The 25,380-nt window shown below is 66.4% G+C and carries 22 protein-coding genes; 12 read left to right on the top strand and 10 right to left on the bottom strand.

Annotation, left to right across the window (positions count from 1 at the left end; genetic code table 11):
- Positions 1–23: 23 nt before the first annotated feature.
- On the top strand, positions 24–1,442 hold the full coding sequence (gene miaB, locus D5301_RS22380) for a tRNA (N6-isopentenyl adenosine(37)-C2)-methylthiotransferase MiaB (protein ID WP_049399909.1): 1,419 nt from the start codon (positions 24–26) through the stop codon (positions 1,440–1,442).
- Positions 1,443–1,490: 48 nt separating this feature from the next.
- Here the strand turns inward: miaB and D5301_RS22375 are convergent, their stop codons facing one another.
- The 3 genes from D5301_RS22375 to D5301_RS22365 form a co-directional block, all read right to left on the bottom strand.
- Positions 1,491–2,603, bottom strand: coding sequence for an ABC transporter permease (locus tag D5301_RS22375; RefSeq protein WP_110711770.1), 1,113 nt, complete (start codon positions 2,601–2,603; stop codon positions 1,491–1,493).
- Positions 2,600–3,478: an ABC transporter ATP-binding protein gene (locus D5301_RS22370; RefSeq protein ID WP_324187378.1), complete on the bottom strand. Its 879-nt coding sequence runs from the start codon at positions 3,476–3,478 to the stop codon at positions 2,600–2,602. The genes D5301_RS22375 and D5301_RS22370 overlap by 4 nt, the downstream gene beginning before the upstream one ends.
- Before the next feature lie 65 nt (positions 3,479–3,543).
- A complete protein-coding gene (locus tag D5301_RS22365; RefSeq protein WP_153856933.1) occupies positions 3,544–4,500 on the bottom strand; it encodes an HlyD family efflux transporter periplasmic adaptor subunit in 957 nt (318 codons plus the stop codon).
- A gap of 480 nt (positions 4,501–4,980) precedes the next feature.
- Between D5301_RS22365 and D5301_RS22360 the strand changes: the two genes are divergently transcribed.
- The 7 genes from D5301_RS22360 (at position 4,981) to D5301_RS22330 (ending at position 10,934) form a co-directional block, all read left to right on the top strand.
- Entirely contained in the window at positions 4,981–5,967 is a 987-nt protein-coding gene (locus tag D5301_RS22360; protein ID WP_005415936.1) for a PhoH family protein, read from the top strand.
- Positions 5,964–6,449 carry an rRNA maturation RNase YbeY gene (gene ybeY / locus D5301_RS22355; protein WP_110711766.1) on the top strand — a complete coding sequence of 162 codons (486 nt, stop codon included), beginning with the start codon at positions 5,964–5,966 and terminating at the stop codon, positions 6,447–6,449. The genes D5301_RS22360 and ybeY overlap by 4 nt, the downstream gene beginning before the upstream one ends.
- A gap of 48 nt (positions 6,450–6,497) precedes the next feature.
- A complete protein-coding gene (locus D5301_RS22350) occupies positions 6,498–7,109 on the top strand; it encodes a hypothetical protein (RefSeq protein WP_153856932.1) in 612 nt (203 codons plus the stop codon).
- A 27-nt stretch (positions 7,110–7,136) separates the two neighbouring features.
- The gene (locus D5301_RS22345) at positions 7,137–7,694 is read left to right on the top strand and encodes a hypothetical protein (RefSeq protein WP_324187377.1); all 558 of its coding nucleotides are present in this window, start codon (positions 7,137–7,139) and stop codon (positions 7,692–7,694) included.
- A gap of 64 nt (positions 7,695–7,758) precedes the next feature.
- On the top strand, positions 7,759–8,640 hold the full coding sequence (locus D5301_RS22340) for a transporter associated domain-containing protein (RefSeq protein ID WP_057495802.1): 882 nt from the start codon (positions 7,759–7,761) through the stop codon (positions 8,638–8,640).
- A complete protein-coding gene (locus tag D5301_RS22335) occupies positions 8,637–9,905 on the top strand; it encodes a DUF4105 domain-containing protein (protein WP_153856930.1) in 1,269 nt (422 codons plus the stop codon). Before D5301_RS22340 ends, D5301_RS22335 begins: the two co-directional genes overlap by 4 nt.
- Before the next feature lie 6 nt (positions 9,906–9,911).
- Positions 9,912–10,934: a magnesium and cobalt transport protein CorA gene (locus D5301_RS22330; RefSeq protein WP_153856929.1), complete on the top strand. Its 1,023-nt coding sequence runs from the start codon at positions 9,912–9,914 to the stop codon at positions 10,932–10,934.
- 74 nt (positions 10,935–11,008) lie between these two features.
- Here D5301_RS22330 and D5301_RS22325 read toward each other — a convergent pair whose 3' ends face one another.
- The 4 genes from D5301_RS22325 to potA form a co-directional block, all read right to left on the bottom strand.
- Positions 11,009–12,373 (bottom strand): NAD-dependent succinate-semialdehyde dehydrogenase, encoded by a 1,365-nt coding sequence (locus D5301_RS22325; RefSeq protein ID WP_153856928.1) that lies wholly within the window; start codon positions 12,371–12,373, stop codon positions 11,009–11,011.
- A gap of 83 nt (positions 12,374–12,456) precedes the next feature.
- Entirely contained in the window at positions 12,457–13,299 is an 843-nt protein-coding gene (locus D5301_RS22320) for an ABC transporter permease subunit (protein ID WP_049446123.1), read from the bottom strand.
- Positions 13,296–14,228, bottom strand: a complete 933-nt coding sequence (locus tag D5301_RS22315; RefSeq protein ID WP_049399899.1) for an ABC transporter permease subunit — start codon at positions 14,226–14,228, stop codon at positions 13,296–13,298. The genes D5301_RS22320 and D5301_RS22315 overlap by 4 nt, the downstream gene beginning before the upstream one ends.
- Positions 14,225–15,361: a polyamine ABC transporter ATP-binding protein gene (gene potA / locus D5301_RS22310; protein ID WP_110711760.1), complete on the bottom strand. Its 1,137-nt coding sequence runs from the start codon at positions 15,359–15,361 to the stop codon at positions 14,225–14,227. The genes D5301_RS22315 and potA overlap by 4 nt, the downstream gene beginning before the upstream one ends.
- 272 nt (positions 15,362–15,633) lie before the next feature.
- On the opposite strand from potA, the gene D5301_RS22305 reads away from it, so the two are divergent.
- A complete protein-coding gene (locus D5301_RS22305; RefSeq protein ID WP_153856927.1) occupies positions 15,634–17,034 on the top strand; it encodes an NAD(P)-binding domain-containing protein in 1,401 nt (466 codons plus the stop codon).
- Between the two features lie 39 nt (positions 17,035–17,073).
- Here D5301_RS22305 and D5301_RS22300 read toward each other — a convergent pair whose 3' ends face one another.
- From D5301_RS22300 to D5301_RS22290, 3 genes are all read right to left on the bottom strand, one after another.
- Entirely contained in the window at positions 17,074–18,183 is a 1,110-nt protein-coding gene (locus tag D5301_RS22300) for a polyamine ABC transporter substrate-binding protein (protein WP_153856926.1), read from the bottom strand.
- Positions 18,184–18,274: 91 nt separating this feature from the next.
- Entirely contained in the window at positions 18,275–19,672 is a 1,398-nt protein-coding gene (locus tag D5301_RS22295; protein ID WP_153856925.1) for a glutamine synthetase family protein, read from the bottom strand.
- Entirely contained in the window at positions 19,669–20,430 is a 762-nt protein-coding gene (locus D5301_RS22290) for a gamma-glutamyl-gamma-aminobutyrate hydrolase family protein (protein WP_153856924.1), read from the bottom strand. Before D5301_RS22290 ends, D5301_RS22295 begins: the two co-directional genes overlap by 4 nt.
- 218 nt (positions 20,431–20,648) lie before the next feature.
- Here D5301_RS22290 and D5301_RS22285 point away from each other — a divergent pair, with 218 nt between their 5' ends.
- From D5301_RS22285 to D5301_RS22275, 3 genes are all read left to right on the top strand, one after another.
- Entirely contained in the window at positions 20,649–21,869 is a 1,221-nt protein-coding gene (locus tag D5301_RS22285) for an FAD-binding oxidoreductase (RefSeq protein ID WP_153856957.1), read from the top strand.
- A 50-nt stretch (positions 21,870–21,919) separates the two neighbouring features.
- The gene (locus D5301_RS22280) at positions 21,920–23,527 is read left to right on the top strand and encodes an MASE1 domain-containing protein (RefSeq protein WP_153856923.1); all 1,608 of its coding nucleotides are present in this window, start codon (positions 21,920–21,922) and stop codon (positions 23,525–23,527) included.
- A gap of 191 nt (positions 23,528–23,718) precedes the next feature.
- Entirely contained in the window at positions 23,719–25,308 is a 1,590-nt protein-coding gene (locus D5301_RS22275) for an MASE1 domain-containing protein (protein WP_121504083.1), read from the top strand.
- Positions 25,309–25,380: the final 72 nt, after the last annotated feature.

Genomic DNA, 25,380 nt, shown 5'->3' with positions numbered 1-25,380 from the left:
GCCACCCGAATGGATTAAGCGCCATGACCGGGACGCCAGACGTCTTTCCGCCCGCCACGCCGGGCGGTACCCCGCTCGTTGCCCTGCCCGCTGGTCCGCGCAAGCCAGACCAGGTCAAGGGCAAGCTGTACATCAAGACCCACGGTTGCCAGATGAACGAGTACGACTCGGCCAAGATGGCCGACGTGCTTGCCGCCAGCGATGGGCTGGAACTGACCGACAGCCCGGACGACGCCGACGTCATCCTGGTCAATACCTGCTCCATCCGCGAGAAGGCGCAGGAGAAGGTGTTCAGCCAGCTGGGCGTGTGGAAGGGACTGAAGAACAAGGGCCGCGAGGTCATCATCGGCGTGGGCGGCTGCGTCGCTTCGCAGGAAGGCGAGGCAATCATCAAGCGCGCGCCGTTCGTCGACCTGGTGTTCGGCCCGCAGACCCTGCACCGCCTGCCGGAACTGATCCGTGCACGGCGCGAGCAGAAGCGCCCGCAGGTGGACATCAGCTTCCCCGAGATCGAGAAGTTCGACCGCCTGCCGGAACCGCGCGCCGAAGGTGCTTCGGCCTTCGTCTCGATCATGGAAGGTTGTTCCAAGTACTGCTCGTTCTGCGTGGTGCCCTACACCCGCGGTACCGAAGTCAGCCGCCCGTTCGAGGACGTGGTGGTGGAGGTGGCGCAGCTGGCTGCACAGGGCGTGCGTGAGATCAACCTGCTCGGCCAGAACGTCAACGCCTACCGTGGGCCCTATGGGGACGGCGAGTTCGCCGACCTCGGCCTGCTGATCCGCACCATCGCCGAGATCGATGGCGTCGGCCGCATCCGCTTCACCACCTCGCATCCGCTGGAGTTCAGCGATTCGCTGATCGACGCGTTCCGCGACGTGCCGCAGCTGGCCAACTTCCTGCACCTGCCGGTGCAGGCCGGCAGCGACCGCGTACTGTCGGCGATGAAGCGCGGCTACACCGCACTGGAATTCAAGTCGAAGATCCGCAAGCTGCGCGCGGTGCGCCCGGACATCTCGATCAGCTCGGACTTCATCGTTGGCTTCCCCGGCGAGACCGATGCCGATTTCGAGAAGACCATGAAGCTGATCGAGGACATCGGCTTCGACCACAGCTTCTCCTTCATCTATTCGCGTCGCCCGGGTACACCGGCTGCGGATCTGGAGGACACGATCAGCGATGCCGAGAAGCACGCGCGCCTGTCGCGCCTGCAGGAGCGCATCAATGCACACGCCGCCGGCATCTCCGAGAAGATGGTCGGTACCGTGCAGACGGTGCTGGTGGAAGGTCCTTCGCGGAAGAACCCGAACGAACTGACCGGCAAGACCGAAAACATGCGTTCGGTGAACTTCCCGGCACCGGCGCGGTTGATCGGCCAGTTCGTGGACGTGGTGATCACCGAAGCGCTGACCAATTCGCTGCGCGCGCGGGTGGTAGCGGAGTAAATCCCGGGGTCGGAGCCCCTGCGGGGATCCGACCCCGGCCTGTTGGCCTCAATCCAGGCGCTTGCGGAAACGCAGGATGGCCAGGGTCATCATCACCACGATGAAGGCCAGCAGCGCCAGCGCATCCGGCCACAGCTCCCACAGCGAGGCGCCACGCAGCATGATGCCGCGCACCAGTCGCAGGAAGTGGGTCAGCGGCAACACCTCGGCCAGCCACTGCACCGGCCGCGGCATGCCGGCGAACGGGAACATGAAGCCCGACAGCAGGATCGACGGCAGGAACAGGAACAACGTCATCTGCATCGCCTGGAACTGCGAGCGCGCGCGCGTTGAGATCAGCAGGCCCAGCGCCAGGTTGGCCAGCACCAGCAGCACCGCGGCCAGATAGATATCGAGCAGGCTGCCGCGGATCGGCACCTGGAACAGCCAGGTGCCCAGCACCAGCACCAGCGTGGTCTGCAGCAGACCGATGGCTGCATAGGGCAGCACCTTACCCACCATCAGTTCGCTGCGCGACACCGGCGTGGCGATCAGCAGTTCCATGTTGCCGCGCTCGCGTTCGCGCACCACCGCCACCGCCGTGAACATCACCAGGGTCATGGTCAGGATCACCCCGATCAGGCCCGGCACGATGTTCACCGCCGAGCGCCGCTGCGGGTTGTAGAAGCTGGTCACGCTGACCTGGCCACTGGCGATGCTGCCTTCGCGCAGGGGCCGCGTGTTGCTGGTCGGGCGCGTATCCAGCGGCACCTGCGCCAGCTGGATCGCCGCGCTCTGCACCACGGTGTCGCTGCCATCGACCAGCACCTGCACCGCCTCGCGTCCATCGAAGCGACGACGCTCGAAGTCGGCCGGCACGACGATGCCGACACTGATTTCGCCACGGCGCAGCGCCTGCATCAGTTCATCGGGCGTATACGCCTCGCTGTGCGGCGTGATCACGCCGGTGGCGACCATGTCCTGCACCAGCGCACGTGACGCCGCACTGTTGGCCTGGTCGGCGACACCGGCGTTGAGATGGCGCAGGTTGAGATTGATCGCGTAGCCGAACAGCAGCAGCTGCATCACCGGAATGCCGACGATCATCGCCAGCGTGATGCGGTCGCGGCGCAGCTGGCGCAATTCCTTGAGCATGATCGCCCACAGCCGGCGCAGGTTCATGCCGCTGGCTCCCGGCCACGGCCGCGGGTAGCGGCGACGAAGACGTCTTCCAGGTTCGGCGCCACCGCCTCGATGCGGGCCTGCGGATCGGCGCTGGCCAGCGCGCGCCGCAATGCGACGGCGTCCGCGACATCCTCGCTGCACAATACTCGCAGCTGGGTGCCGATCTGCGCCACGCTCAGCACGCCGGGCAGCTCAGACAGTGCGCGGCTGGCCTGGCGCGGCTGCGTCGAGGTGACCTGCAGCGTGCGGCCGTCCAGCCGTGCACACAGTTCGGCCGGCGTGCCATCGGCCACCAGTGCACCACGATCAAGGATCGCCAGGCGATGGCAGCGCTCGGCCTCGTCCATGTAGTGGGTCGACACCAGCACCGTGGTGCCGGCATCAGCCAGTTCGAACAGGGCCTCCCAGAAATCGCGGCGCGATTCGGGGTCGACCGCACTGGTCGGCTCGTCCAGGAACAGCAGTTCGGGCGAATGCACCACGGCACCGGCCAGGGCCAGGCGTTGCTTCTGCCCACCACTGAGCGTGCCGGCCAGTTGTGGTTGGCGGTCCTGCAGCCGGTACTGCTGCAGCAGCGTGTCGACCCGCTGCCGGGCCTGCAAGCGCGGCAGGTCCTGGATGGCAGCGAGGAACTCCAGGTTCTCGCGCACCGACAGATCTTCATACAACGAGAAGCGCTGGGTCATGTAGCCGATGCGTCGGCGCAATGCCTCTGCCTGCTCGGGCACGGCCAGGCCCAGCACCTCGATCTGCCCTGCGCTGGGTTCCAGCAGGCCGCACAGCATGCGGATGGTGGTCGACTTGCCGGACCCGTTCGGGCCCAGAAACCCGTATACCTGTCCGCGCGGCACGGTCAGGTCGACGTTGTCCACGGCCAGAAGATCACCGAAGCGGCGCGTCAGCCCGCGTGCGTGGACCGCGATGTCCTCGCCGGTGTTCAGAAGCGCACCTGCACCGGCAGCCCGGCCGGAAGCTTCTGCATGTCGGCGGCCACATCCACTTCGATCTCGGCCAGATAACTCAGCCGTTCGACGTCATCGCCGGTCAGTGCGTAGTACGGCGTGAACGATGGTTCGCTACGGATCGCACGTACATGCCCCTTCAGCACTGTGTTGCCGCCTTCCAGCTGTATCTGCGCGGCCTGCCCGACCTTGATATGCAGACGCAGCGGTTGCGGCAGATAGACACGCGCATAGGGGCGCTCGCCGACCAGCATCACTGCCAGCGGCGCACCGATCGGTGCCTGGTCACCCTGCCGGTAGGGCAATGCATCGACCACCCCATCGCGCGGTGCGCGCAACTGCAGCTTCTGCAGGTTCACGCCCTGTACCACCTGCTGTGCCCGTGCGGCGTCGGCGGCCGCCTGGCCCTGGGCGATATCCTGCGCGCGGCTGCCGTGCACCAGTTCCAGCCAGGCCTGCTCGGCGGCACGTACGCTGGCCTCGGCATTGCCGGCGGCGGCGCGTGCGCGGTCCAGCTCGGCGGCGGCGATCAGGCGTTGGCGCGCCAGGGGCTGCACGCGTCGGTAGTAGGCACTTGCTTCGGCAGCCTGTGCGCGCAACGCGGCCAGTTGCGCCTGGGCCTGGGCGATCTGCTCCTGGCGTGGGCCGATCTTCAGCTCTTCCAGCTGCGCCTGCGCACGGGCCGTGTCAGCCTCTGCTGCGGCGAACTGCGCGTCTCCCCGCGCCGGGTCCAGCTGCATCAGCACGGCACCGGCCTTGACCTGCTGGCCCTCCCGCACCTCCACCGCTGCAATCACTTCGGCTGCCGGCGCCGGCACGGTGATCCGGTCCCATTCCAGCGTGCCCAGCGCAGTCGGCGTTGACTGCCCACACCCCGCCAGCAGGCCGATGCCCGCCAGTCCGATTCCACGCATCCCGTTGCCGATGCCCATGCCATCCCCTCCTGCGACGGCGACACGGTGCCATGTGCCCCGTGCACCCTCAATGATTCCGATCAGCCCTGGCGTTTTTTTCACCGCGTGTGGGCAAGCCTTTGGCTGCAAGGCTCCGCACCACCTATCCACAGGTTGATTCGGCATCATTCCACAACCGTTGTGGAAATCCGGCAGGACGTGGCTTTGTTGCTCGCCCGGCAACGAAACCTGCACTGCCATCACGATGAACGCCCCTTGCAGGCCCCCGTGGCAGTGCCGCCGTAGCGACGGGCGACCATGACGCTTTTTTCACCAGGACCTCATGGGCCTTGTGGCACAAGCAGTGCGAAGGTCTATCCACAGGTTTCCGCGTGCCCCGTCCACACGGGGTGTGGAAAACGCTGTATCGACCGTCTGCTGGCCGTGTGCCCCGCACGCGCGCTACCCTTGTCCTCCCTGAATACACTGCGGTGGAAGGCATCCGCCCCACCCCAAGCAATGAAAAGCATCGATCATCGAGACTTCACCCTGTCGCCGGAAGACAACGAGCGACTGGCCAACCTGTGCGGCCCCTTCGACGGGCACCTGCGCCAGATCGAGCTGAAGCTCGGCGTGGAGATCGCCAACCGTGGCTTCGTGTTCCGCATCAGCGGGCCCAACGAAGCCATCGTCGAGGCGCAGAAGCTGGTTGAAGCGCTGTACGCCGAAGCCGGCGAAACGACCTTCGACAACCACGCCATCCACCTGCGCCTGGCGCAGGCCAATGTCGAGCAGATCGCCGAGCGCTCCTACGAAGCGCAGGACGTGGCAATCAAGGTCAAGCGCGGCACGGTGCGCGGTCGCGGCGCCAACCAGGGCCGCTACCTGCACCAGATCGCCACCCACGACATCAACTTCGGTATCGGCCCGGCCGGCACCGGCAAGACTTTCCTGGCCGTGGCCAGCGCGGTCGAAGCCCTGAATGAATCACGGGTGCAGCGCCTGATCCTGGTGCGCCCGGCGGTGGAGGCCGGCGAGAAGCTCGGCTTCCTGCCCGGTGACCTGAGCCAGAAGGTCGACCCCTACCTGCGACCGTTGTACGACGCCCTGTACGAAATGATGGGCGTGGAGAAGGTGGTCAAGCTGCTGGAGAAGAACGTCATCGAGATCGCGCCGCTGGCCTACATGCGCGGCCGCACGCTCAACGATGCCTTCGTGATCCTGGACGAAGCACAGAACACCACCATCGAACAGATGAAGATGTTCCTGACCCGCCTGGGCTACGGCTCCACCGCAGTGGTCACCGGCGACCTGACCCAGACCGACCTGCCCAAGCATGTGAAGTCCGGCCTGCGCGATGCCATCGATGTGCTGCGCGAGGTCGAGGGCGTCAGCTTCACCTTCTTCGAGTCCCGCGACGTGGTCCGCCACCCGCTGGTGGCGCGTATCGTGAGCGCGTACGACCGCCGCGACCTGCATCAGATCCAACCTGGAGCAACTCCATGACCCGTGGTCCCGTGCGACTGGACGTCGCCGTCAGTTATGCCCTGCCGCGTACCGGCCTGCCGGCGGCAGTCAGCTTCCGCAAGTGGGTGGCCGCCGCACTGAAGGGCCGCATCCGCGAGGCCGACCTGGCCATCCGCGTGGTCGATAGCAAGGAAGGGCAGTCGCTGAACCGCCATTACCGCGGCAAGGACTACGCCACCAACGTGCTCAGCTTCCCGGCCGAAGTGCCGGAAGGCCTGCCCAAGGGCGTGAAGTTCCCGCTGCTGGGCGACCTGGTGATCTGTGCACCGGTCGTTGCGCGGGAGGCCGACGAACAGGGCAAGGCGCTCAACGCTCACTACGCGCACCTGACCGTGCACGGCGTGCTGCACCTGCTCGGCTGGGACCACGAGGACGACAAGGAAGCGGAGGCCATGGAACAGCTCGAGCGCGAGATCCTGGCCGAGCTCGGCATCGCCGACCCGTACGCCGGAGAGCGCTGACGCTGTTCCGGAGGCTATGCTCGCCCAACGGATTTCGGGAGAACAGGGATGATGTTCGGGAACGGTGGGGTGTCGTTGCTGATCGGCGGCCTCGGGCTTGCAGCGGTGTTGATCCTCGGCGCGCGCCTGGTGCGCCGCGTCAGCGCGGGCGACCCCAGCGGGCAGCACTGGCTGCTGCGCACGCTGGCGCTGCTGTCACCGGCGTGCGTCATTGCCAGCCTGGCGGTCAGCATGATCGGACCGCACCTGCTGCAGCATCGGCACGGCACCAGCACCACGATGGGCCTGGTGACGAGCGCACTGGTGCTGATGTTCATCGGCGCGTTCACCGCGCCGGTGGCCTGGCGGGTGGCGGTCCAGCAGCGTCTGCGGCGCTCGGCAGCCACGTTGCCGTTCTTCCATGCGTCAACTGCCTCGCTCTGGCTGTTGTACGCCCTCTGTGCGATGTACATGCCGCTGGCAAAGGCCGCCGAGCCGGCACTGGCGCCCTGGCTCGAACACGAGGGCCTGCTGCAGTCGGTGGCGCTCGGGCTGATCACCGTGCTGCACACCGCGATGAAGGCAGTGCTTCTTACCCTGCCGGTGATGGCAGTGCGCGCCCTGCTGTCCCGCAACCGCCGCGGCAGCAAAGCAGAGATCCCGCGCCCGTCGCCGTTATGATGTCCGGCCCGCCTGCGGAGTCCGCCCGTGTCGCTGCGCTGCTGCCTGCCCCTGCTGTGTGTCCTTGCCGCCCCGCAGGCCTTCGCCTCCCGTCTTGATCTGCCCGCGCTGATCGAATGCCGCCAGGGCGTGGCCGAGTACGCTGCGCTCGCCCCACTGCTGGCCGACCCGTTGAAGGCCGTGGCCCAGGGCCTGCAACCGTTGCCGCAGGGCAACCAGTTCATGAGCGAGTACCGCCTGGCCCAGCCGGTCACCGTATTCGGCACGGTCAGCGAGCGGGTGGCGGTGGCCGGTGCCAGCATCATGGCAGTCCTCGACCAGGCCGATCCTCGGCCTCTGGCCAAACGGCTGGAACTGGAGACCGGCTACGACCAGGACGGCAAGTTCATGGCCGGGCGCGAGCTGGTCAGCCGCGATGTGACCGACCCGAAGACCGGCGAGGCCCAGATCGAGTCGATCATCCTCAGCGTCTCCACCGTGGCCTCCCACCCCGGCAAGACCCTGGCCGGCTGCACCTACAGCCTGGACCTGCCCGAGGAAGAGGCGCCTCCGGCCCCTCCCGCCACGGCCAGCGGCAGTCACTGACAGGCCGTCACATCCTGCTAGACTTGGGCCAACGCCCGGCCTGCCGGGTGCCTTTTTTCCAGAGATGTCAGAAGACGACAGTAGTAGCTCCCCTGCGGAGCCCAGTGAAAAGAAGCGCGGCTGGCTTGAACGCCTGACCTCCGCCTTCTCCGGCGAACCCCACACCCGCGACGAGCTGGTCGCTGTCCTGCACACCGCGCAGGAAGAGGGTCTGATCGCCGCCGATACCCTGAAGATGATGGAAGGCGCCATTTCGGTGGCCGAGCTGACCGTGGGCGACGTGATGATCTCACGCTCGCAGATGGTCTCGCTGCCGGTCGAAGCGCCCTTCCTGGAACTGATGAAGCAGGTGGTCGAATCCGGCCATTCGCGCTTCCCGGTGCACGGCGAGAACAAGGACGACATCCTTGGCATCCTGCTGGCCAAGGACCTGCTGCGCGGCGTGGTCGCCGACAACGGCCCGGCCAACGTGCGCGAACTGCTGCGCCCGGCGGTGCTGATCCCGGAGGCGAAGAAGCTCAACGTGCTTCTCAAGGAATTCCGCCTGTCACGCAACCACATGGCCATCGTGGTCGACGAGTACGGCGGTGTCGCCGGCCTGGTCACCATCGAGGACGTGCTGGAACAGATCGTCGGCGAGATCGACGACGAGCATGACGAGGCCGAGGATCCGTCCGCGCAGATCGCCATCCAGTCCGACGGCCAGTACGTGGTCGACGCGCTGACCCCGATCGGCGACTTCAACGAACGCTTCGGTGCCACCTTCTCCGACGAGGACTACGACACCATCGGCGGCCTGGTCACCGAGGCCGTGGGCCACCTGCCGGAAGTCGGTGACGAGCTGGCGCTGGACCGCTTCATGTTCCGCGTGGCCCGCGCCGATGCGCGCCGGGTCCAGGCCTTCCACGTGACCGTGCTGCCGCCGGACGCGCAGGACGACGCTTGAAGCGCGGTGGCCCCCTCCTGGCACTGCGCCTGACGCTGTGGCTGGCACTGTGCGTGCTGGCCTCGGTCCTGCCGCTGGCTGCCTTCGCGCAGCCGGCGGCAGCCAAACCCACGCCTGCTGCGCCTGCCGCCAGCGCCGAGGTCCCCGCCCCGCGCATCGGGGTGGTGACCATGCAGCCGGGCACGGTGTTCTTCGAGCGTTTCGGCCACGACGCCATCGTCGTGATCGATCCGGTCAGCGGCGAAGCGACCTCGTACAACTTCGGCTACTTCGATCCGTCCGAGGATGATTTCATCAGCCGCTTCGTGCGCGGCGACATGATGTATTACCTGGTGGCGCTGCCGCTGCAGCAGGACCTGTCGTACTACGACGAGACCGGCCGTGGCGCCAGCGTGCAGTGGCTGGACCTGCGCCCGGACCAGGCACGTGCACTGGCCGCCGACCTGGCCGAGCGGGCCAAGCCGGAGAACGCGCGCTACCACTACGACTACTACACCGCCAACTGCGCCACGATGGTGCGCGACACGGTGGACAAGGCACTGGGCGGCGGCCTGCAGTCGCAGCTGTCGGGGCGCTCGCGCGGCAATACCTACCGCAGTGAATCGGTGCGGCTGGCCTCGCCGGCACCGTGGATGTGGCTCGGCTTCGACGTCGGCCTCGGCCCGTTCGCCGACCAGCCGCTGTCGCGCTGGCAGGAAGCCTTCGTGCCGATGCGCCTGGCCGACGCACTGCGCCAAGCACGCAACAGCGATGGTCGGCCGCTGGTGCAGTCCGAACAGGAGCTGCTGCCGCACCGCATCGATCCGGAGCCGAAGGAGTTCGCGCGCCGCTGGTGGCCGTGGCTGCTGTGTGGCCTGGTGATCGCCGCCGGCGTACTGGCGCTGCGCAGCCGCCCGCGCCTGCTGGCCGGGCTGGCGCTGCCGTTCTGGCTGCTGTGTACCATCGCCGGCAGCTTGCTGGTGTTCCTGTGGGGCTTCAGCACCCACTACGCCGCCTGGGCCAACCGCAACCTGCTGCTGCTTTCGCCGTTGGCCGTGCTGCTGCTGCCGGGTGCGATCAGCCTGCTGCGCCGGCGCGTGCCAGGCCGCATGTTCAGGATCGTGCTGTGGCTGCTGGCGGTACAGGCAGTGGCCGCGCTGGTGCTGCACTGGCTGAGCCTGCAGGCACAGTACAACGTGCAGTGGATCGTGCTGCTGCTGCCCGTCCACGTCGCGCTGGCGTGGGTGCTGGGGCGCGCTCCTCACTTGTCCGAAACACGGCACTGACGCACGATGGCGGGCATGTCACTGCCCGCCTCCGCTTCCGCCCCTGCTTCGGCCAACCCCGCCTGCGTCATCAACTGCGTCCACTACGATGACGAGGGCAAACGCCACGACATCAGCCTGGATGCCATCAGCGATGTCATTGCCAGTGGCAACGGCTTCGTCTGGGTCGGTCTGTACGACCCCAACGACGATGTGCTGCTGAAACTGCAGGAAGAATTCTGCCTGCACGACCTGGCCATCGAGGACGCGCGCAACGCGCACCAGCGTCCCAAGGTCGAGACCTACGGCAATTCGCTGTTCGTGGTGGTGACCACCGCACAGATGGTCGACGAACGCATACAGTACGGCGAAACCCACGCCTTCCTCGGCCCGCGCTTCCTGGTGACGGTGCGCCACGGCGCGTCGCTGTCGTACGCGCCGGTACGTGCACGGGTGGAGCGCGAGCCGCAGCTGCTGAAGATGGGCCCGTCGTACTGCCTGTACGCGGTGACCGACTTCGTGGTCGACAACTACCTGCCCATCGTGCACCGCTTCCGCGACACCCTGGACCTGCTGGAAAAGGACATCTTCGCCGACAACTACAAGCGCAGCACGGTGGTGCGGCTGTACGAGCTCAAGCGCGAACTGAACAAGATGCGGATGGCGGTGGCGCCGCTGCAGGATGTGCTGGCGCAGCTGCGCCGCTACCAGGGCGAGCTGATCCCCGACGAAGTGAAGCTGTACATCCGCGACGTGCACGACCACGCGGTACGCATCAGCGATGTGATCGACACGCTGCGCGAGATGCTCGGCACCGCGCTGAGCGTGAACCTGTCGCTGGTGACGCTGGCGCAGGGCGAGACGGTCAAGCGGCTGGGTGCATGGGCCGCGCTGCTGGCTGCGCCGACGCTGATCACCAGCTGGTACGGCATGAACTTCAGCCACATGCCCGAGCTGAGCGAACCGTGGTCGTACCCGATGATGATCATCGGTGTAGGCGGTGTATGCGTGGGGTTGTACCGGTTGTTCAAGCGCGCGAAGTGGTTGTAGCCCGCTTTGGGTAGTGCCGGCCGCTGGCCGGCAACCAGGCAATGCCGGCCAGCGGCCGGCACTACCGTTCGGAATCAAGCCACGTAGACGGTCTTGATGTTCATGAACTCATGGATGCCGTGGTCGGCCAGCTCCCGACCGAAGCCGGACTGCTTGCTGCCACCGAACGGCAGCCGCGCGTCGCTCTTGACGATGGCGTTGACGAACGCGGCGCCGCATTCCATGCGCTGTGCAAAGGCCTCGCCTCGCACCGGATCACGCGTCCACACGCTGCCGCCCAGGCCGAAGCGGGTGTCGTTGGCCACGCGCAGTGCCTCGGCCTCGTCAGCGACACGGATCACCGCAGCCACCGGCCCGAACAGCTCCTCGTCGTAGGCCGGCATGCCCGGGCCGACCTGATCGAGCACGGTGGCCGGATAGCCGGCATGTGTACCCGCAATCGGCTCACCACCCAGCAGTACCCGCGCGCCCTTGGCCACGCTGCCCTGCACCTGTTTGTGCAGCTCATCGCGCAGGTCCGCACGCGCCATCGGCGCCAGCGTGGTGCCACGTTCATTGGGATCGCCGTACTGACGCTCACCCGCGGCTTCAACGAAGCGCCGGGTGAACTCATCGGCCACCGCATCGACCACGATGAAGCGCTTGGCCGCGATGCAGGTCTGCCCGCTGTTGTCGAAGCGCGACTTCACCGCCGCCGCCACGGTCTTGTCGAGGTCGGCATCGTCGAGCACCACGAAGGCATCGCTGCCGCCCAGTTCCATCACCGATTTCTTCAGCTGGCTGCCGGCATTGGAAGCGATCGAGCGCCCTGCCCGCTCGCTGCCGGTCAGTGTCACCGCTTTCACCCGTGTGTCGCGCAGCACCTCGGCGGCCTGCTCGTTGTCGATATGCAACACATCGAACACGCCGTCGGGCAGGCCACCGTCACGGCACACCGCCAGGATCAGGTCGGCGCACTGCGGCACGTTGCTGGCGTGCTTGAGCAGGGCCACGTTGCCTGCCATGAACGCCGGCGCGAGGAAACGGAACACCTGCCAGATCGGGAAATTCCACGGCATCACCGCGAACACACAGCCGATCGGCTCGTAGCGCACATAGCTGCGCTGTGCTTCGGTATCGATCAGCTGCGGCTTCAGGTAGTCGGCAGCATGGTCGGCGTAGTACTCGCAGGCGGCCGCGCACTTGTCGACCTCGGCCAGCGCTTCGGCCTTGAGCTTGCCCATCTCATGGGTCATCGCCTGCTGCAGATCGTCACGGCGCGTGCGTAGTTGCGCGGCGATCCGGCGCAGGATGGCACCGCGATCCTGCAACGAGTGATCAGCCCAGCCGGGGAAGGCATCGGCAGCGGCCTGCAGGCGCTGCTCGATGTCGGCAGCACCCATCAGTTCATGGCGGTAGGTCACCAGGCCGGTGGCCGGGTCGACGATCTCGACGGTCATGGGGGATCTCCATCTGGAAGATCCCCATTGTGCGCGGTTGCCCGTGAGCCGGATGTTGCCGGCACTGTCGACAGGCCGTGTGCTCAGCCGTTTTCCTGCCGCGCCAGCTGCAGGTCGCGCTGGCGTCGCTTCTCGGCGCGGGCATTGATGTACCAGCCGATCACCGCGGCGATCGAGACCGCCGACACCAGCAGCGTGGCCAGCGCGTTGATCTTCGGGCTGATGCCCATGCGCACCGAGGCGAACACCTTCATCGGCAGCGTGGTCGAGCCCGGCGTGGCCACGAAGCTGGCCACCACCACGTCATCCAGCGACAGGGTGAACGCCAGCAGCCAGCCCGCCACCAGCGCCGGTGCGATGATCGGCAGGGTGATACGACCGAACACAGTCAACCGGCTTGCGCCCAGGTCCATCGCCGCCTCTTCCAGCGACAGGTCCATTTCCTGCAGCCGCGAGGACACCACCACGGTGACGAAGCACAGGGTGAAGGTGACGTGGGCGATCCAGATGGTGGTCAGGCCGCGCGCCGGGAAGCCGGGAATCGCGCCCATCGAGGCCAGCAGCGCCATCAACGAGAAGCCCAGGATCACATCCGGCATCACCAGCGGCGCGGTGACCAGCGCGCCGAACAGCGGCTTGCCGCGGAAGCGCTTGAAGCGGGTCATGACCATCGCCGCCAGCGTGCCCAGCACGGTGGCCGTGCAGGCAGTCCAGAACGCCACCACCAGGCTGGTCCACATCGCATCCATCAGCGCGCGGTCGGCGAACAGGTCGCTGTAGGCACGGGTGGAGAACCCGGCCCAGACCATCGCCAGCCGCGAGCTGTTGAACGAATAGAACATCAACAGCAGGATCGGCAGGTACAGGAAGGCGAAGCCGAGCAGCAGCACGCCCAGCCCCAGGCCCTTGGCGGTACGCGGGCTCATGCCTGCTTCCCTTCCAGCAGGCGCTGCTGGGAACGGTTGAACAGCAGGATCGGCACCAGCAGCAACAGGATCATCGCCACCGCCATCGCCGAGGCGCCCGGCCAGTTGCGGTTGTTGAAGAACTCGTTCCACAGCTGGCGGCCCACCATCAGCGTCTCCGAGCCACCCAGCATTTCCGGGATCACGAATTCACCAATGGCCGGAATCATCACCAGCATGCAACCGGCGATGATGCCGGCCTTGGACAACGGCAGGGTGATGCGCAGGAACGCCTGCCACGGCTTGGCACCAAGGTCGTAGGCGGCTTCCAGCAGGCGGTGGTCATGCTTGACCAGGTTGGCGTACAGCGGCAGCACCATGAACGGCAGATAGCAGTAGACGATGCCGATATAGGCAGCGGTCGGGGTGTCGATCAGCTGCAGTTTCGGCAGCCCCATCGACGTCATCAGCGTCTGCAGGCCGGTGAACTGCAGGAACTGGTCGAGCAGGCCGTTGCGGTCCAGGATCGCCTTCCATGCATACACGCGGATCAGGAACGAGGTCCACGATGGCAGCACCACCAGCATCATCGCCACGTTGCGCGCGGCCGGCGACAGGCGGGCGATGGCATAGGCCATCGGGTAGCCGATCAGCAGGGTCAGGAAGGTCGAGATCGCCGCGATCTTGATCGAGCTCAGGAACGCCTGCGCATAGATCGAATCGCGGAACAGCGCCAGGTAGTTCTCCAGGTTCAGCTTCAGCGAGAAGCCGCCGTCGGCGTACTGCAGCAGCCAGGTGTACGGCGGCGAGCCGACCCGGCTGAGCGAGAAGCTGATCATCAGCACGATCAGGAACGGCACTGCGAAGAACAGCAGCAGCCACAGGTACGGAATGCCGATCACCGTGGCACGCAGCCCCGGCAGCCAGCGCTTCAGGCCGGCGACGCTCATGAGGTCAGCACCACGCCGTCGTTGTCGCGCCAGTGCACCCACACGCTGTCACCCCAGGTCAGGCCGTCGCTGGCCCAGCGCTGCGAGTTGGCGAAGTTGGCCAGCACCTTGGCGCCGCTGGGCAGGCGCACGTGGTAGACCGAGTGGCTGCCGAAGTAGGCGATGTCCTCGATCACGCCCTGTGCCTTGTTGGTGTGCCCTTCCGGCTCGTCCTTGCCGATCATCACCTTCTCCGGGCGCAGCGCGAACGCGACCGGCTGCCCTTCATAGCCGGTGATGCCATGGGCGATGTAGATCGGCGCCGGGAACAGCGGCGAGCGTACGGTCACGTACTCCGGCAGGTCCTCGTCGATCACCCCGTCGAACAGGTTGACCGAACCGATGAACTCGGCGACGAAGCGGTTGGCCGGCTGCTCGTAGACCTCATCCGGCTTGCCGACCTGCTGGATCCAGCCGGCATCCATCACCGCGATGCGGGTGGCCATGGTCATCGCTTCTTCCTGGTCGTGGGTGACCATCACGCAGGTCACGCCCGACGACTCGATGATGCTGACCAGTTCCAGCTGCATCTGCGAGCGCAGCTTCTTGTCCAGCGCGCCCATCGGCTCGTCCAGCAGCAGCAGCTTCGGCCCCTTGGCCAGCGACCGCGCCAGCGCCACGCGCTGCTGCTGGCCGCCGGACAGCTGGTGTGGCTTTCGCTTGCCGAGGTGGCCCATCTGCACCAGGTCCAGCATCTCGCCGACGCGCTTGTTGATCGCGTCCTTGCCCAGGCCATCCTGCTTCAGGCCGAAGGCAATGTTCTGCTCGACCGTCATGTGCGGGAACAGGGCATAGGACTGGAACATCATGTTGACCGGCCGCTGGTACGGCGGCAGCGCGTCCAGGCGCTGGCCATCGAGGGTGATGCTGCCCTTGGTGGGCGTCTCGAAGCCACCCAGGCAGCGAAGCAGGGTCGATTTGCCACTGCCGGAGCCACCGAGCAGGGCAAAGATCTCGCCCTTGCGCACGTCCAGATTGACGTCGTCAACGGCGACGAAACCGTCGAATTCCTTGCGCAGGTCACGAATGGAGAGATAGCCGGGCGCACCGGTCGTGTCGACGACGGTGGCTACCGGCTGGGCTTCAACGGGCATGGGGGCTCCGGGAGCGGGCGGTGGACAGCGGCCGCCATTCTAACGGCCGGGGGCCGCAGGGGATATGACGGCGGCAGGCGGAAGCGGCCGCTGGCCGGCTCCGGGGCCTCGAGGGGTGTCGGTTTTCCCCCGCCAGAGTGGCCTGTCCGCTCCAAGGCCGCGGCTGCCCGGTCGTCCATGCCGCCGTCCCGGCCAGACAGCACCGGCGACGGCCCGATCTGCAACGTTTTTCAGAACCGGATCTGTTGAAGGCCCGGGGCATTCCCCGCGCAATGGCCCGGATCAAGCCCTTGCATGGACCCACCCTGGTGACTTCCCCGGACAGCCCCTCCCCTTTCCCGCCCCGCCTGCCGGGCTCCCTGCCTGCAACGCTGCCGCTGGTCATCATCGGCGCCGGCCAGGCCGGGCTGTCCCTCAGCGCGCTCCTGCAGGAAGCCGGCGTCGAGCATCGCGTGCTGGAGGCCGAAACCGTGGGCGCCAGCTGGCAGCGGCGCTGGGATTCGTTCCAGACCAACACCGCCAACGCGACGATGGCCCTGCACGGCCATGCCTATGCGGGTGACGACCCGGAAGGTTTCATGGGGGCCCCGGAGGTGATCCGGCGGCTGCGCGACTATGCCGACGAACGCTCGTTGCCGATCAGCGAGGGATGCGGGGTACACCGGGTCGCACCTGGGCCCGGAGGCTATGCCATCGACAGCAGCCAGGGGCAGATCCACGCCCGCGCGGTGGTAGTCGCTACCGGTGAGTACCGCCGCGCGCGGATGCCCCGGGTCCCCTTCGCGCCCGCACCGGGTCTGACGGTGCTGCACTCCGGCGACTACCGCAGCCCCCGCCAGCTGCCCGATGGCGCCGTGCTGGTCATCGGTGGCGGCCAGTCCGGCGCGCAGATCGCCCAGGACCTGCGCGACAGCGGTCGCAGCGTGTACTGGTCACTGGCCCAGCGGCATTCGCATACCCGCCGGCTGCGCGGCAAGGACTCGATGACCTGGTGGGACATGGCCGGGCGTATCCACCAGCATGTGAGTGAAGCGGCCGCCGTCCTGGCCGGAGAACCGGATGCGCTGCGCAAGGCCCGCACCGCGGAGTTCCCGCTGATTTCCGGCAAGGGGCGTGCCGGCCTGGGCAGCTCGATCAGCCTGCTGGCGATGCACCGCGCAGGCATCAGGTTGCTGGGCCGGTTGCAGGGCTTCGATGGAAACGTCGCCCGCTTCGCCGATGTGCGCCCGCAGCTGCGCACCGCGATCGAGGCGACACGGACCGAATATGCCTATCTCGATTCGCTGGCCAGCGCGTACTACGCCACGCGCCCCGAGCCACGCACCGACGATGCCCGCTACATTCCCGACGAGGTCTACCTGCATTGGGAGCCGGACGCCGCCCCGCGTGAACTGGATCTGCAGACGGAAGGCATCCGTTCGGTGGTGCTGGCCACCGGCTTCGTCGCCGAATGGCCCTGGCTCGATGTGCAGGGCGTGCTGGACGCGCATGGCTATCCGCTCGGCGAGTTCGGCGTTTCACCGCATCCGGGGCTGTTCTTCATCGGCATGCACAACCTGCAGCGGATGAGTTCATCGTTCCTGTGCAACGGCGGTCGCGATGCACGCGACCTGTTGCCAGCGATCCTGCGGCACCTTGGCCAGGGCGGCGGTACCGCGCCCGGCCAAGGATGAAGCAATCCGCCGGGCATGGCCCGGCGGCGCCAGACCGGCTTAACGGCCGGTCTTCACTTCGGTCCACAGCCGGGTGTAGAGCTTGTCGGTCTCCGGCGTGTTGATCGAGTACGTGAACATCTTGTCGGCCACGTCGGCCGGCGGGTAGATGGTCGGGTCGGTACGGATCGCCTCATCCACCAGCGGGGTCGCGGTCGGCACCGGGTTGGCGTAGTGGATGAAGTTGGTGTTGGCCGCGGCAACCTTCGGCTGCAGCAGGTAGTTGATGAACGCGTACGCGGCTTCCGGATGCTTGGCATCCTTCGGGATCGCCAGCATGTCGAACCACTGCGGGGCGCCTTCCTTCGGGATCGAATAGGCCACGTGCACGCCATTGCTGGCTTCCTCGGCACGGTCGCGGGCCTGGATGATGTCACCCGACCAGCCGACTACCAGGCAGGTACCGCCGTTGGCCAGCGAACCCACGTACTGCGAGGAGTGGAAGTTCTGCACGTACGGGCGGATCGACTTCAGCAGGTCGGCGGCCTTCTGCAGCTCGGCCGGGTCGCCACTGTGCGGGTCCAGGCCCAGGTAATGCAGTGCGATCGGGATCATGTCCGCCGGCGTGTCCAGGATGGTCACGCCGCAGTCCTTCATCTTGCTGATGTTCTCCGGCTTGAACACCAGGTCCCAGCTGTTGGCGATGTCGGCGCTGCCGCCGAAGCGCTGCTTCAGCATGTCCACGTTGTAGCCGATGCCGGTGGTGCCGATCATGTACGGCACGCCGTACTGGTTGCCCGGGTCCTGGGTGGCGATGCGCTTCATCACCGCCGGATCGAGGTTGGCCAGGTTCGGGATCTTGCTCTTGTCCAGCGGCAGGAACACGCCGGCCTGGATCTGGCGGCCGAAGAAGTTCAGGGTCGGCACCACCACGTCGTAGCCGCTGTTGCCGGCCAGCAGCTTGGTCTCGACCATCTCGTCGCTGTCGAACACATCGTAGGTCACCTTGATGCCGCTCTCCTTCTCGAAGGTCGGGATGGTGTCCTCGGCGATGTAATCGCTGTAGTTGTAGACGTTCAGGACCTGGCTGTCCTGCGCGCCGCCGTTGCCACCGCTGCAGGCGGCAAGCATGGCGGAGGCCAGGCCGAGCGTGAGGATACGCAGCTTCATCGGGTGCTCCAGAATGCGGAAAGGGGGGCCGGCGGGGCCGGCGACGGGTGCCAGCCTACCCCCCGGCGGCGGATTTTTCTATTCCAGGTGCTCAGACGTTCAGCAGCAGGAACTCGCGCTCCCACGAGCTGATGACGCGGAAAAAGGTCTCGTATTCCTTGCGCTTGACCGAGATGTAGGCGCGGCAGAAGCGCTCGCCCAGCAGGGCCTGCAGCTCGCTGCACTGCTCCAGGCCGTCCAGTGCTTCGCCCAGCGAGCGCGGCAGGTTGTAGCCCAGTTCCTTGGCACTGCCGGTCACCGGTGCATCCGGTGCCAGCCGCTCACGGATGCCGAGCAGGCCGCAGGCCAGTGTCGCGGCCATCGCCAGGTACGGGTTGGCATCGGAACCGGCGAAACGGCTTTCCACGCGCATGTTTTCCGGCGTGTCCAGCGGCACGCGCAGCCCGCAGGTGCGGTTGTCATAACCCCAGTGCACGTTGCTCGGCGAGACCTCGCCGAACACCAGCCGGCGGTAGGAATTCACGTTCGGCGCGAAGAAGGCCATCGCCTGCGGCACGTACTTCTGCAGGCCGCCCAGGTAGTGGCCGAACACCGGGCTGAACTCGCCTTCGGCATCGGTCTCGCCGGCGAACACGTTGCTGCCGTCGCTCACCCGCACCAGGCTCTGGTGGATGTGCATGGCACTACCCGGCTCGTTTTCCATCGGTTTGGCCAGGAACGTGGCATACACCCCGTGGCGCATCGCCGCCTCGCGCATGGTGCGCTTGAACAGGAACACCTGGTCGGCCAGGTCCATCGCATCGGCATGGGTGAAGTTGACTTCCAGCTGCGCCGCGCCGGATTCATGGATCAGGGTGTCCACGTCCAGCTTCATCGCATCGGCGTAGTCGTACATCAGGTCGAGGATCGGGTCGAACTCGTTGACCGCATCGATGGAGTACGACTGCCGCGCGGTTTCCGGGCGCCCGGAACGGCCGGCCGGTGGCAGCAGCGGGAAGTCCGGGTCGGTGTTCTTCTGCACCAGGAAGAACTCCAGCTCCGGCGCCACCACCGGGCGCAGGCCCAGTTCGGCATAGGCCGCCAGCACGCGGCGCAGCACGTTGCGCGGTGCCAGCTCATGCGGCTCGCCGTTCTTGGTGTAGCAATCGTGGATGACCTGCGCGGTGGCGTCGGCCGCCCACGGCACCATCCGCACCGTATCCGGGTCGGGGCGCAGCATCATGTCCGAGTCCGACGGCGAGGTCAGCTCGTAGTAGTCATCGGGAAACTCGCCGGTGACGGTGGTGGCGAAGATGCCTTCGGGCAGCCGCGTACCGTAGTCATGCGAGAACTTGTCGGCGGGAATGATCTTGCCGCGCGCGTTGCCGGTGATGTCCGGCACCAGGCATTCCACCTCGGTGATGCGCCGCTCCTTCAGCCAGCGCAGCAGCGTGCTTTCCTGCGGTGCGGGGGGCGTGGCCGTCTTGCGCGGGCGCGTTCGGGAACTCATCGGGAATCCAGTCGGTTCTGTTGGTGCTGCCGGCAAGCTTGGCCGAACGCACGGAAAATAGCGTGATAGAACGGCGCCTGCATGACACGCCACTCCGGGTGCCACTGTACGCCGAGCACGAAACGATGGTGCAGGCTGCGTGCCGCTTCGACCAGCCCATCGTCGGCCACGGCCTCCACCTGCAGCCCCTGCGCCAGGCGGGCGATACCCTGCCCGTGCACCGAATTGACCTGCGCGCGGCCACTGCCGTGCCACTGCGCCAGCCAGCCATCGGCGGCCAGGGTCACCGCATGGGCCGGCCCATACTGCACTTCCACCGGCGCCTGCGGGTCTTCGCGATGGTCGGCCAGGCCAGGCACCGCATGCACCTGCGGATGCAGGCTGCCACCCAGCGCGACGTTCAGTTCCTGGAAGCCGCGACAGATCGCCAGCACCGGCAGGTCCAACGCCAGCGCCTCGCGCAGCAGCGCGAACGCATTGGCATCACGGGCCGGGTCATGCGGATTGCCCGGCCAGCTGCGGCCGCCCTCATAGTGCTGCGGTTCGATGTTGCTGACCGCGCCGGTCAACAGCAGGCCATCGAGCCCCTGCAGCCATTCGCCAGCCGGCAAAGGAGGCTGCAGGCTCGGCAATACAACCGGGGTCACTTCGGCAGCCTCGGCCAGCGCGCGCACGTACTTCTCGCCGGCCATCGCGAATCGGTGATGGCCGAGCACGGTGCTGTCGGTGGGCAGGCCCACCCAGGGCAGGCGGCGCATGGGAAAACTCCTTGGCGTGCCGCCACGTTACCCGTCGCCCGGCGAAGGCGGCAAGTCGGTGCCGTCACACCACAGCCGTCACGCATCGGCGAAACTAGGTTGGTGAACGCTGATCGACCTGCCCCGCTCCGTCCTCCTGCCCTGCACCCGCGAGGCCTGCAGTGAGCGCCGCCTTCCCGCCCAGCTGGTACGCCGCCAGTCTCCCCGAGCCGGCCGCGCTGCCCCCTTTGCAGGGGGATGTGCAGGCCGATGCGGCGGTGCTCGGCGCCGGCTACACCGGCCTGACCGCCGCGCTGGAACTGGCCGCCCGTGGCCAGCGCGTGGTGCTGCTGGAAGCGCAGCGGATCGGCTGGGGCGCGTCCGGCCGCAACGGCGGCCAGGCGCTGGTCGGCTATGGCTGCGAGGTGGACGAGCTGGAGCGCCAGCTCGGCCGTGATGATGCGCGCCACCTGTTCGACTGGTCACGCGATGCGGTGCAGGCCATGCGTACGCGCATCGACCGCCATGGCATCGACTGCCATTGGGTGGAAGGCCATGCCAGCGTCGCCATCCGCGAACGCCATGAGCGTGACCTGCTGGCCAACTGCGAGCACCTGCAACGCCACTACGACTACCCCATGCAGTGGTGGGACCGCGATGCCCTGCGCGCGCAGCTGGACAGCCCGCGCTACCGCGCCGCGATGTTCGACCCACTCAGCGCGCACCTGCATCCACTGGCCTATGCGCGTGGGCTGGCCGATGCGGCGCGCGCGGCCGGCGTGGTGATCCACGAGCATTCGGCGGTAACCCGCGTGCAGCGCGGACCGCAGCCTGCCCTGCACACCGCACAGGGCAGCGTGCGCGCCGCACACCTGGTGGTCGCCGGCAACGCGTGGCTGCAGGGCCTGCTGCCCGAGCTGGAGCGGTGCATCATGCCGGTCGGCACCTATATCGGCGCCAGCGAGCCGCTCGGCGCCGAGCGTGCACGTGCCCTGATCGGCAACAACATGGCCGTGGCCGACACCGCCTGGGCACTGGACTACTTCCGCCTCAGCCACGACCACCGGCTGCTGTTCGGCGGCCGCGCCAGCTATTCGGCGCTGCCGCCGCCCGGTCTGCGCGGGGTGATGCAGCGGCGCATGCATGAGGTGTTTCCGCAGTTGGCTGACGTGGCGCTGGACCAGGTCTGGGGCGGCTATGTGGACATTACCCGCAACCGCGCCCCGCACTGGGGCCGGCTGGATGGCAACCTGTACTTCGCGCAGGGGTTCTCCGGCCATGGGGTGGCCGCCGCCGGGCTGGCCGGCGAGGTGATTGCCGCTGCCATCGCCGGTCAGAGCGAGCGCCTGGACGTGTTCCAGCGCCTGCGCCATGCGCCCTTCCCTGGTGGGCGGCTGCTGCGGATGCCGCTGCTGGTGGCAGCGATGTCGTGGTACAAGCTGCGGGATGCGTTGTGGTAGCGGGGCCCTTCCCAGCCACATAATCGGCGCAGGAGCTGGGGAGCACGTGGATGCAGTGGTGGAAGGACGGCCTGCAGGTGAGGATACGGGTCAGCCCCGAGGGGCTGGCGCTGGCGCTGCTCTATGCCCTCGCCTGCTGGGGCGCACGCAAGCTGTCACTGGACCAGTTCTTCCTGCCTGCTGGCGTGCGGGTGGCCGCATTGCTGTTGTGCCCGCCCCGTCTTTGGCCCTACCTGCTGATCGGTGAATACGCCTACTTCGCGCATCTGCGCATTCCCCTGATCAGCAAGTACAACCTGACCTGGGTGATCCTCGCCTCGGTGTTCCTGATGCCTGCCGTGATGCTGATCGTGCGCTTGCACCGCAAGCTGCTGGCACGTACCACGATCGTCGGCGTGATCTCCATTGCGGTATGCGCCGCGACGGTCATCAGCCTGCTCAACCTGGGAATCTCGTACCTGCTCTGGGAACCGTTGCAAAACGCGTCATTTGTCACCAACCTGCTGCGCTATGCGCTGGGCGACTTCACCGGCATCCTGATCCTGGCGCCTCTGGCACTGCTGTGGATCCGCCGCGCCGAGGAACAATGGACGGTCCGGTCTGTTGCGGCCACCGTCGGAGCCCTCGGAGCCATGCTGGTCATTGGCCTGCAGGCGACGCCGGTACCTGCCTCGATCACCGCCCCTGGCTCGCTGCAGTTGTTGTTGATCCTGCCTATTCCCGCAATCGCCCTGACATGCCTGCTGGGATGGCGCGGTGCGGCCATCGGTGTCGCCGCCGTCAACATGATTCTTGGCCTCAGCACTCCCGCCGACCATCCGACGGCATTCGACCCGGCTACCTTCGCTACCCAGCAGGCCATGGCGATCGCCAGCATCGCCCTCCTGCTGCTGGGCGCGCGCATCACCCACTTCCAGAGCCAGCACCGGTTGCGCGAGGAAGATGGCAGAGCGGCCCTGCAGCTTGCGCGGAATTCACATCTGGCCAGCGAGATGGACCTGCGTGAGCGCGCGGCCCATCTGCGCCAGCTGGGCGATGGCATGGACCTGTCGCTGAACGAAATGGTGAACTGGCTGCATGCGCAGGGCCATCACGCTGTCGCAGACAGCCTGCGGCATACCTCGGAGGTGCATTCACGCCTGTTCCGGGCCCAGGCCAGCATGATCTATCCCGCCGCCCTGGAACGGCTGGGCTTGTACGTGGCCTTGCAGGCGGGTGGAGTGCGTGAGGCGTGGAATGCCACGCATCGAATCGGGCAACCCAGGTTGATGGGTGACCCGTGTCAGCTCAGCCCCGGTTTGCAGCTGGCAGCCTATCGCTCGATCGTCGAAGCGGTTTCGATCCTCCTGGGCAGCGAGAAAGGCCAGCTCATGGTCCGGGCCCGCTGCGGGCAACGTGCCGGTCACCGCGGCATCCTCGTTGTGGTTGCGGCGATGGATCCGCATCAGACGCTGTCAACGGCAACCCTCGATCTTGCAACGTCCCAATTATCTGCTCGAATAACCGCCTATCGTGGTGCACTGCATTGTGGCCGTAGGAGAATCAGGTTGATGCTGGTAGAAGCAGCCGATGCATCACAGGGCGAAGAGGCCTCGATCTGGGGAACCGGTGTACCTGCCAGTCTGCAGCCGCCCGGGACAGCCCCCCACTCTTGGTAGCCCGGCGAAAAATGCGATGAATATCACAACGTTGTCGTGACATTCTCCAAGTCTCCTTTTCGTATGTCCGCATCACGGATGGAAGGGTGAGATTGCGCCCATCTGAATCTATCGATACTGTCGCGCTGAAGGGAGTGCGTCATGTATCGACTGGACAGCGATAGTGTTCGACGAGCAGGGGAGGCTTGCGTTTGAAGTGGCTGAGAAATGGGTTTGAGCTGAGTTTCCGTATCCGCCCGGCAGGCCTTGCGCTGGCGGTACTTTACGCTGTCGCGTGCTGGACCACCTGGCACCTTTCCGTCGATCAGTTCTTCCTTCCGGCTGGAATCCGTGTTGCGGCGCTCTTGCTGACCCCGAAGCGAATGTGGGCCTATCTGGTCCTTGGCGAGTATGCCTACTTCGCCCACATGCGCTATCCGATGATTGAAGATTACGGAATGGCCTGGGTCATTTTCGGATCCGCATGCCTCATACCTGCAGTGGCGCTGATCGTTCATCTTCATCACAAGCTGATTGCTTCCACCACCGAAAGCTGGTTGCTTTCGATCGCGGCATCCGCTGCGCTGATGGCCACTGCTCTCAAGCTCGGTCTGATTCACATGCTGTGGCCAGTTCCACCGAGCATGCCGTTCTACACGAACGCGATGCTCTACGTGCTCAGCGACTACATTGCAATCCTTACGGTCGCGCCCCTGGCGCTGCTCTGGATACGCCGACACAGCGGCTATGACTGGACGACCTGGCGACGCCGACCGACCATCGCAGCCCTCACTTCGCTGGGCATGCTGGGCGCCCTGCTGCTCCAAGTCAGCACGGAGGATCACTCGGCACGAGCAACGCTGCAGTTGTTGCTGGTGCTGCCAGTCATCGCACTGACTTGCATGCACGGTTGGCGAGGAGCCGCTGTGGGTGTTCCGCTGATGAACATCATCCTCAGCCAGACCATGCCAACCACGGGTCTGCCCGGGTCATTCGACGAGACCACTTTCTTCACCCAGCAGATCATTGCCATCACTAGTACAGCGCTTATCGCGCTGGGACCGCGCATCACCCATCATTACAATCAGCGCACACCTGTAGCGATGTCAGCATCGCGGGTCAATGCACTCTCGCGCTCGGCGCATCTTGCCAACGAGCAGGACCTGCGCGAACGCGCGCTGGGCCTGCGCCAGATTGCAGATGACATCGAAGAGGCTCTGGGAGAGACCGTGCAACAACTCAAGGCCGATGGCCATGAAGTTCCTGCGTCTGATCTGCTCCGCACCTTCTCGCAACGCTCACGACGATTCCGTGAACTGACCAGTATGGTCTATCCCACGGAGCTCGAGCATGCAGGCCTCTATGTCGCCTTGCGTGCCGGGGGACTCAGCGAAACCTGGAACGCCAGCCATCGCATCGTCCGTCCGATACTTGGCGGGGATCCATGCCAGCTGAGCATGGGCCTGCAGCTTGCCGCGTATCGCACCTTTGCCGAAGCGGTATCCCTTTTCCTGAAGGACGAATCCGGCCAGATCCAGATCAGTGCTCGCTGTGGTCGCTATAGAGGCATGCACGGTATCGTGCTGAGGGTCGCGCTGCTGGACCGACATCGCACACTCGCCTCGCGAACCATGGAAAGCGCCATTGATCGACTCTCTGCACGCGTGCACGCCTATTCCGGACGCGTGCAATGCCGGGGCCACCGCATCACCATGGTGTTGCTGGACACTGCAGGCGAGGCCGAGCGCGGAACACTTCCATACAAGCGAAACGACATTTGCGAGACGCCCGCGCGCCAGTGATCGCAGGCGGACGATCGATAGCCCAGGCGACGCCTGTGGCTCGCCCCCGCAGAGGTGTTTCCTCCCTCTGCG

Source organism: Stenotrophomonas sp. MH181796, from assembly GCF_009659995.1.
Classification (GTDB): domain Bacteria; phylum Pseudomonadota; class Gammaproteobacteria; order Xanthomonadales; family Xanthomonadaceae; genus Stenotrophomonas; species Stenotrophomonas riyadhensis.
This window is presented reverse-complemented; position numbering and strand designations above follow the sequence as displayed.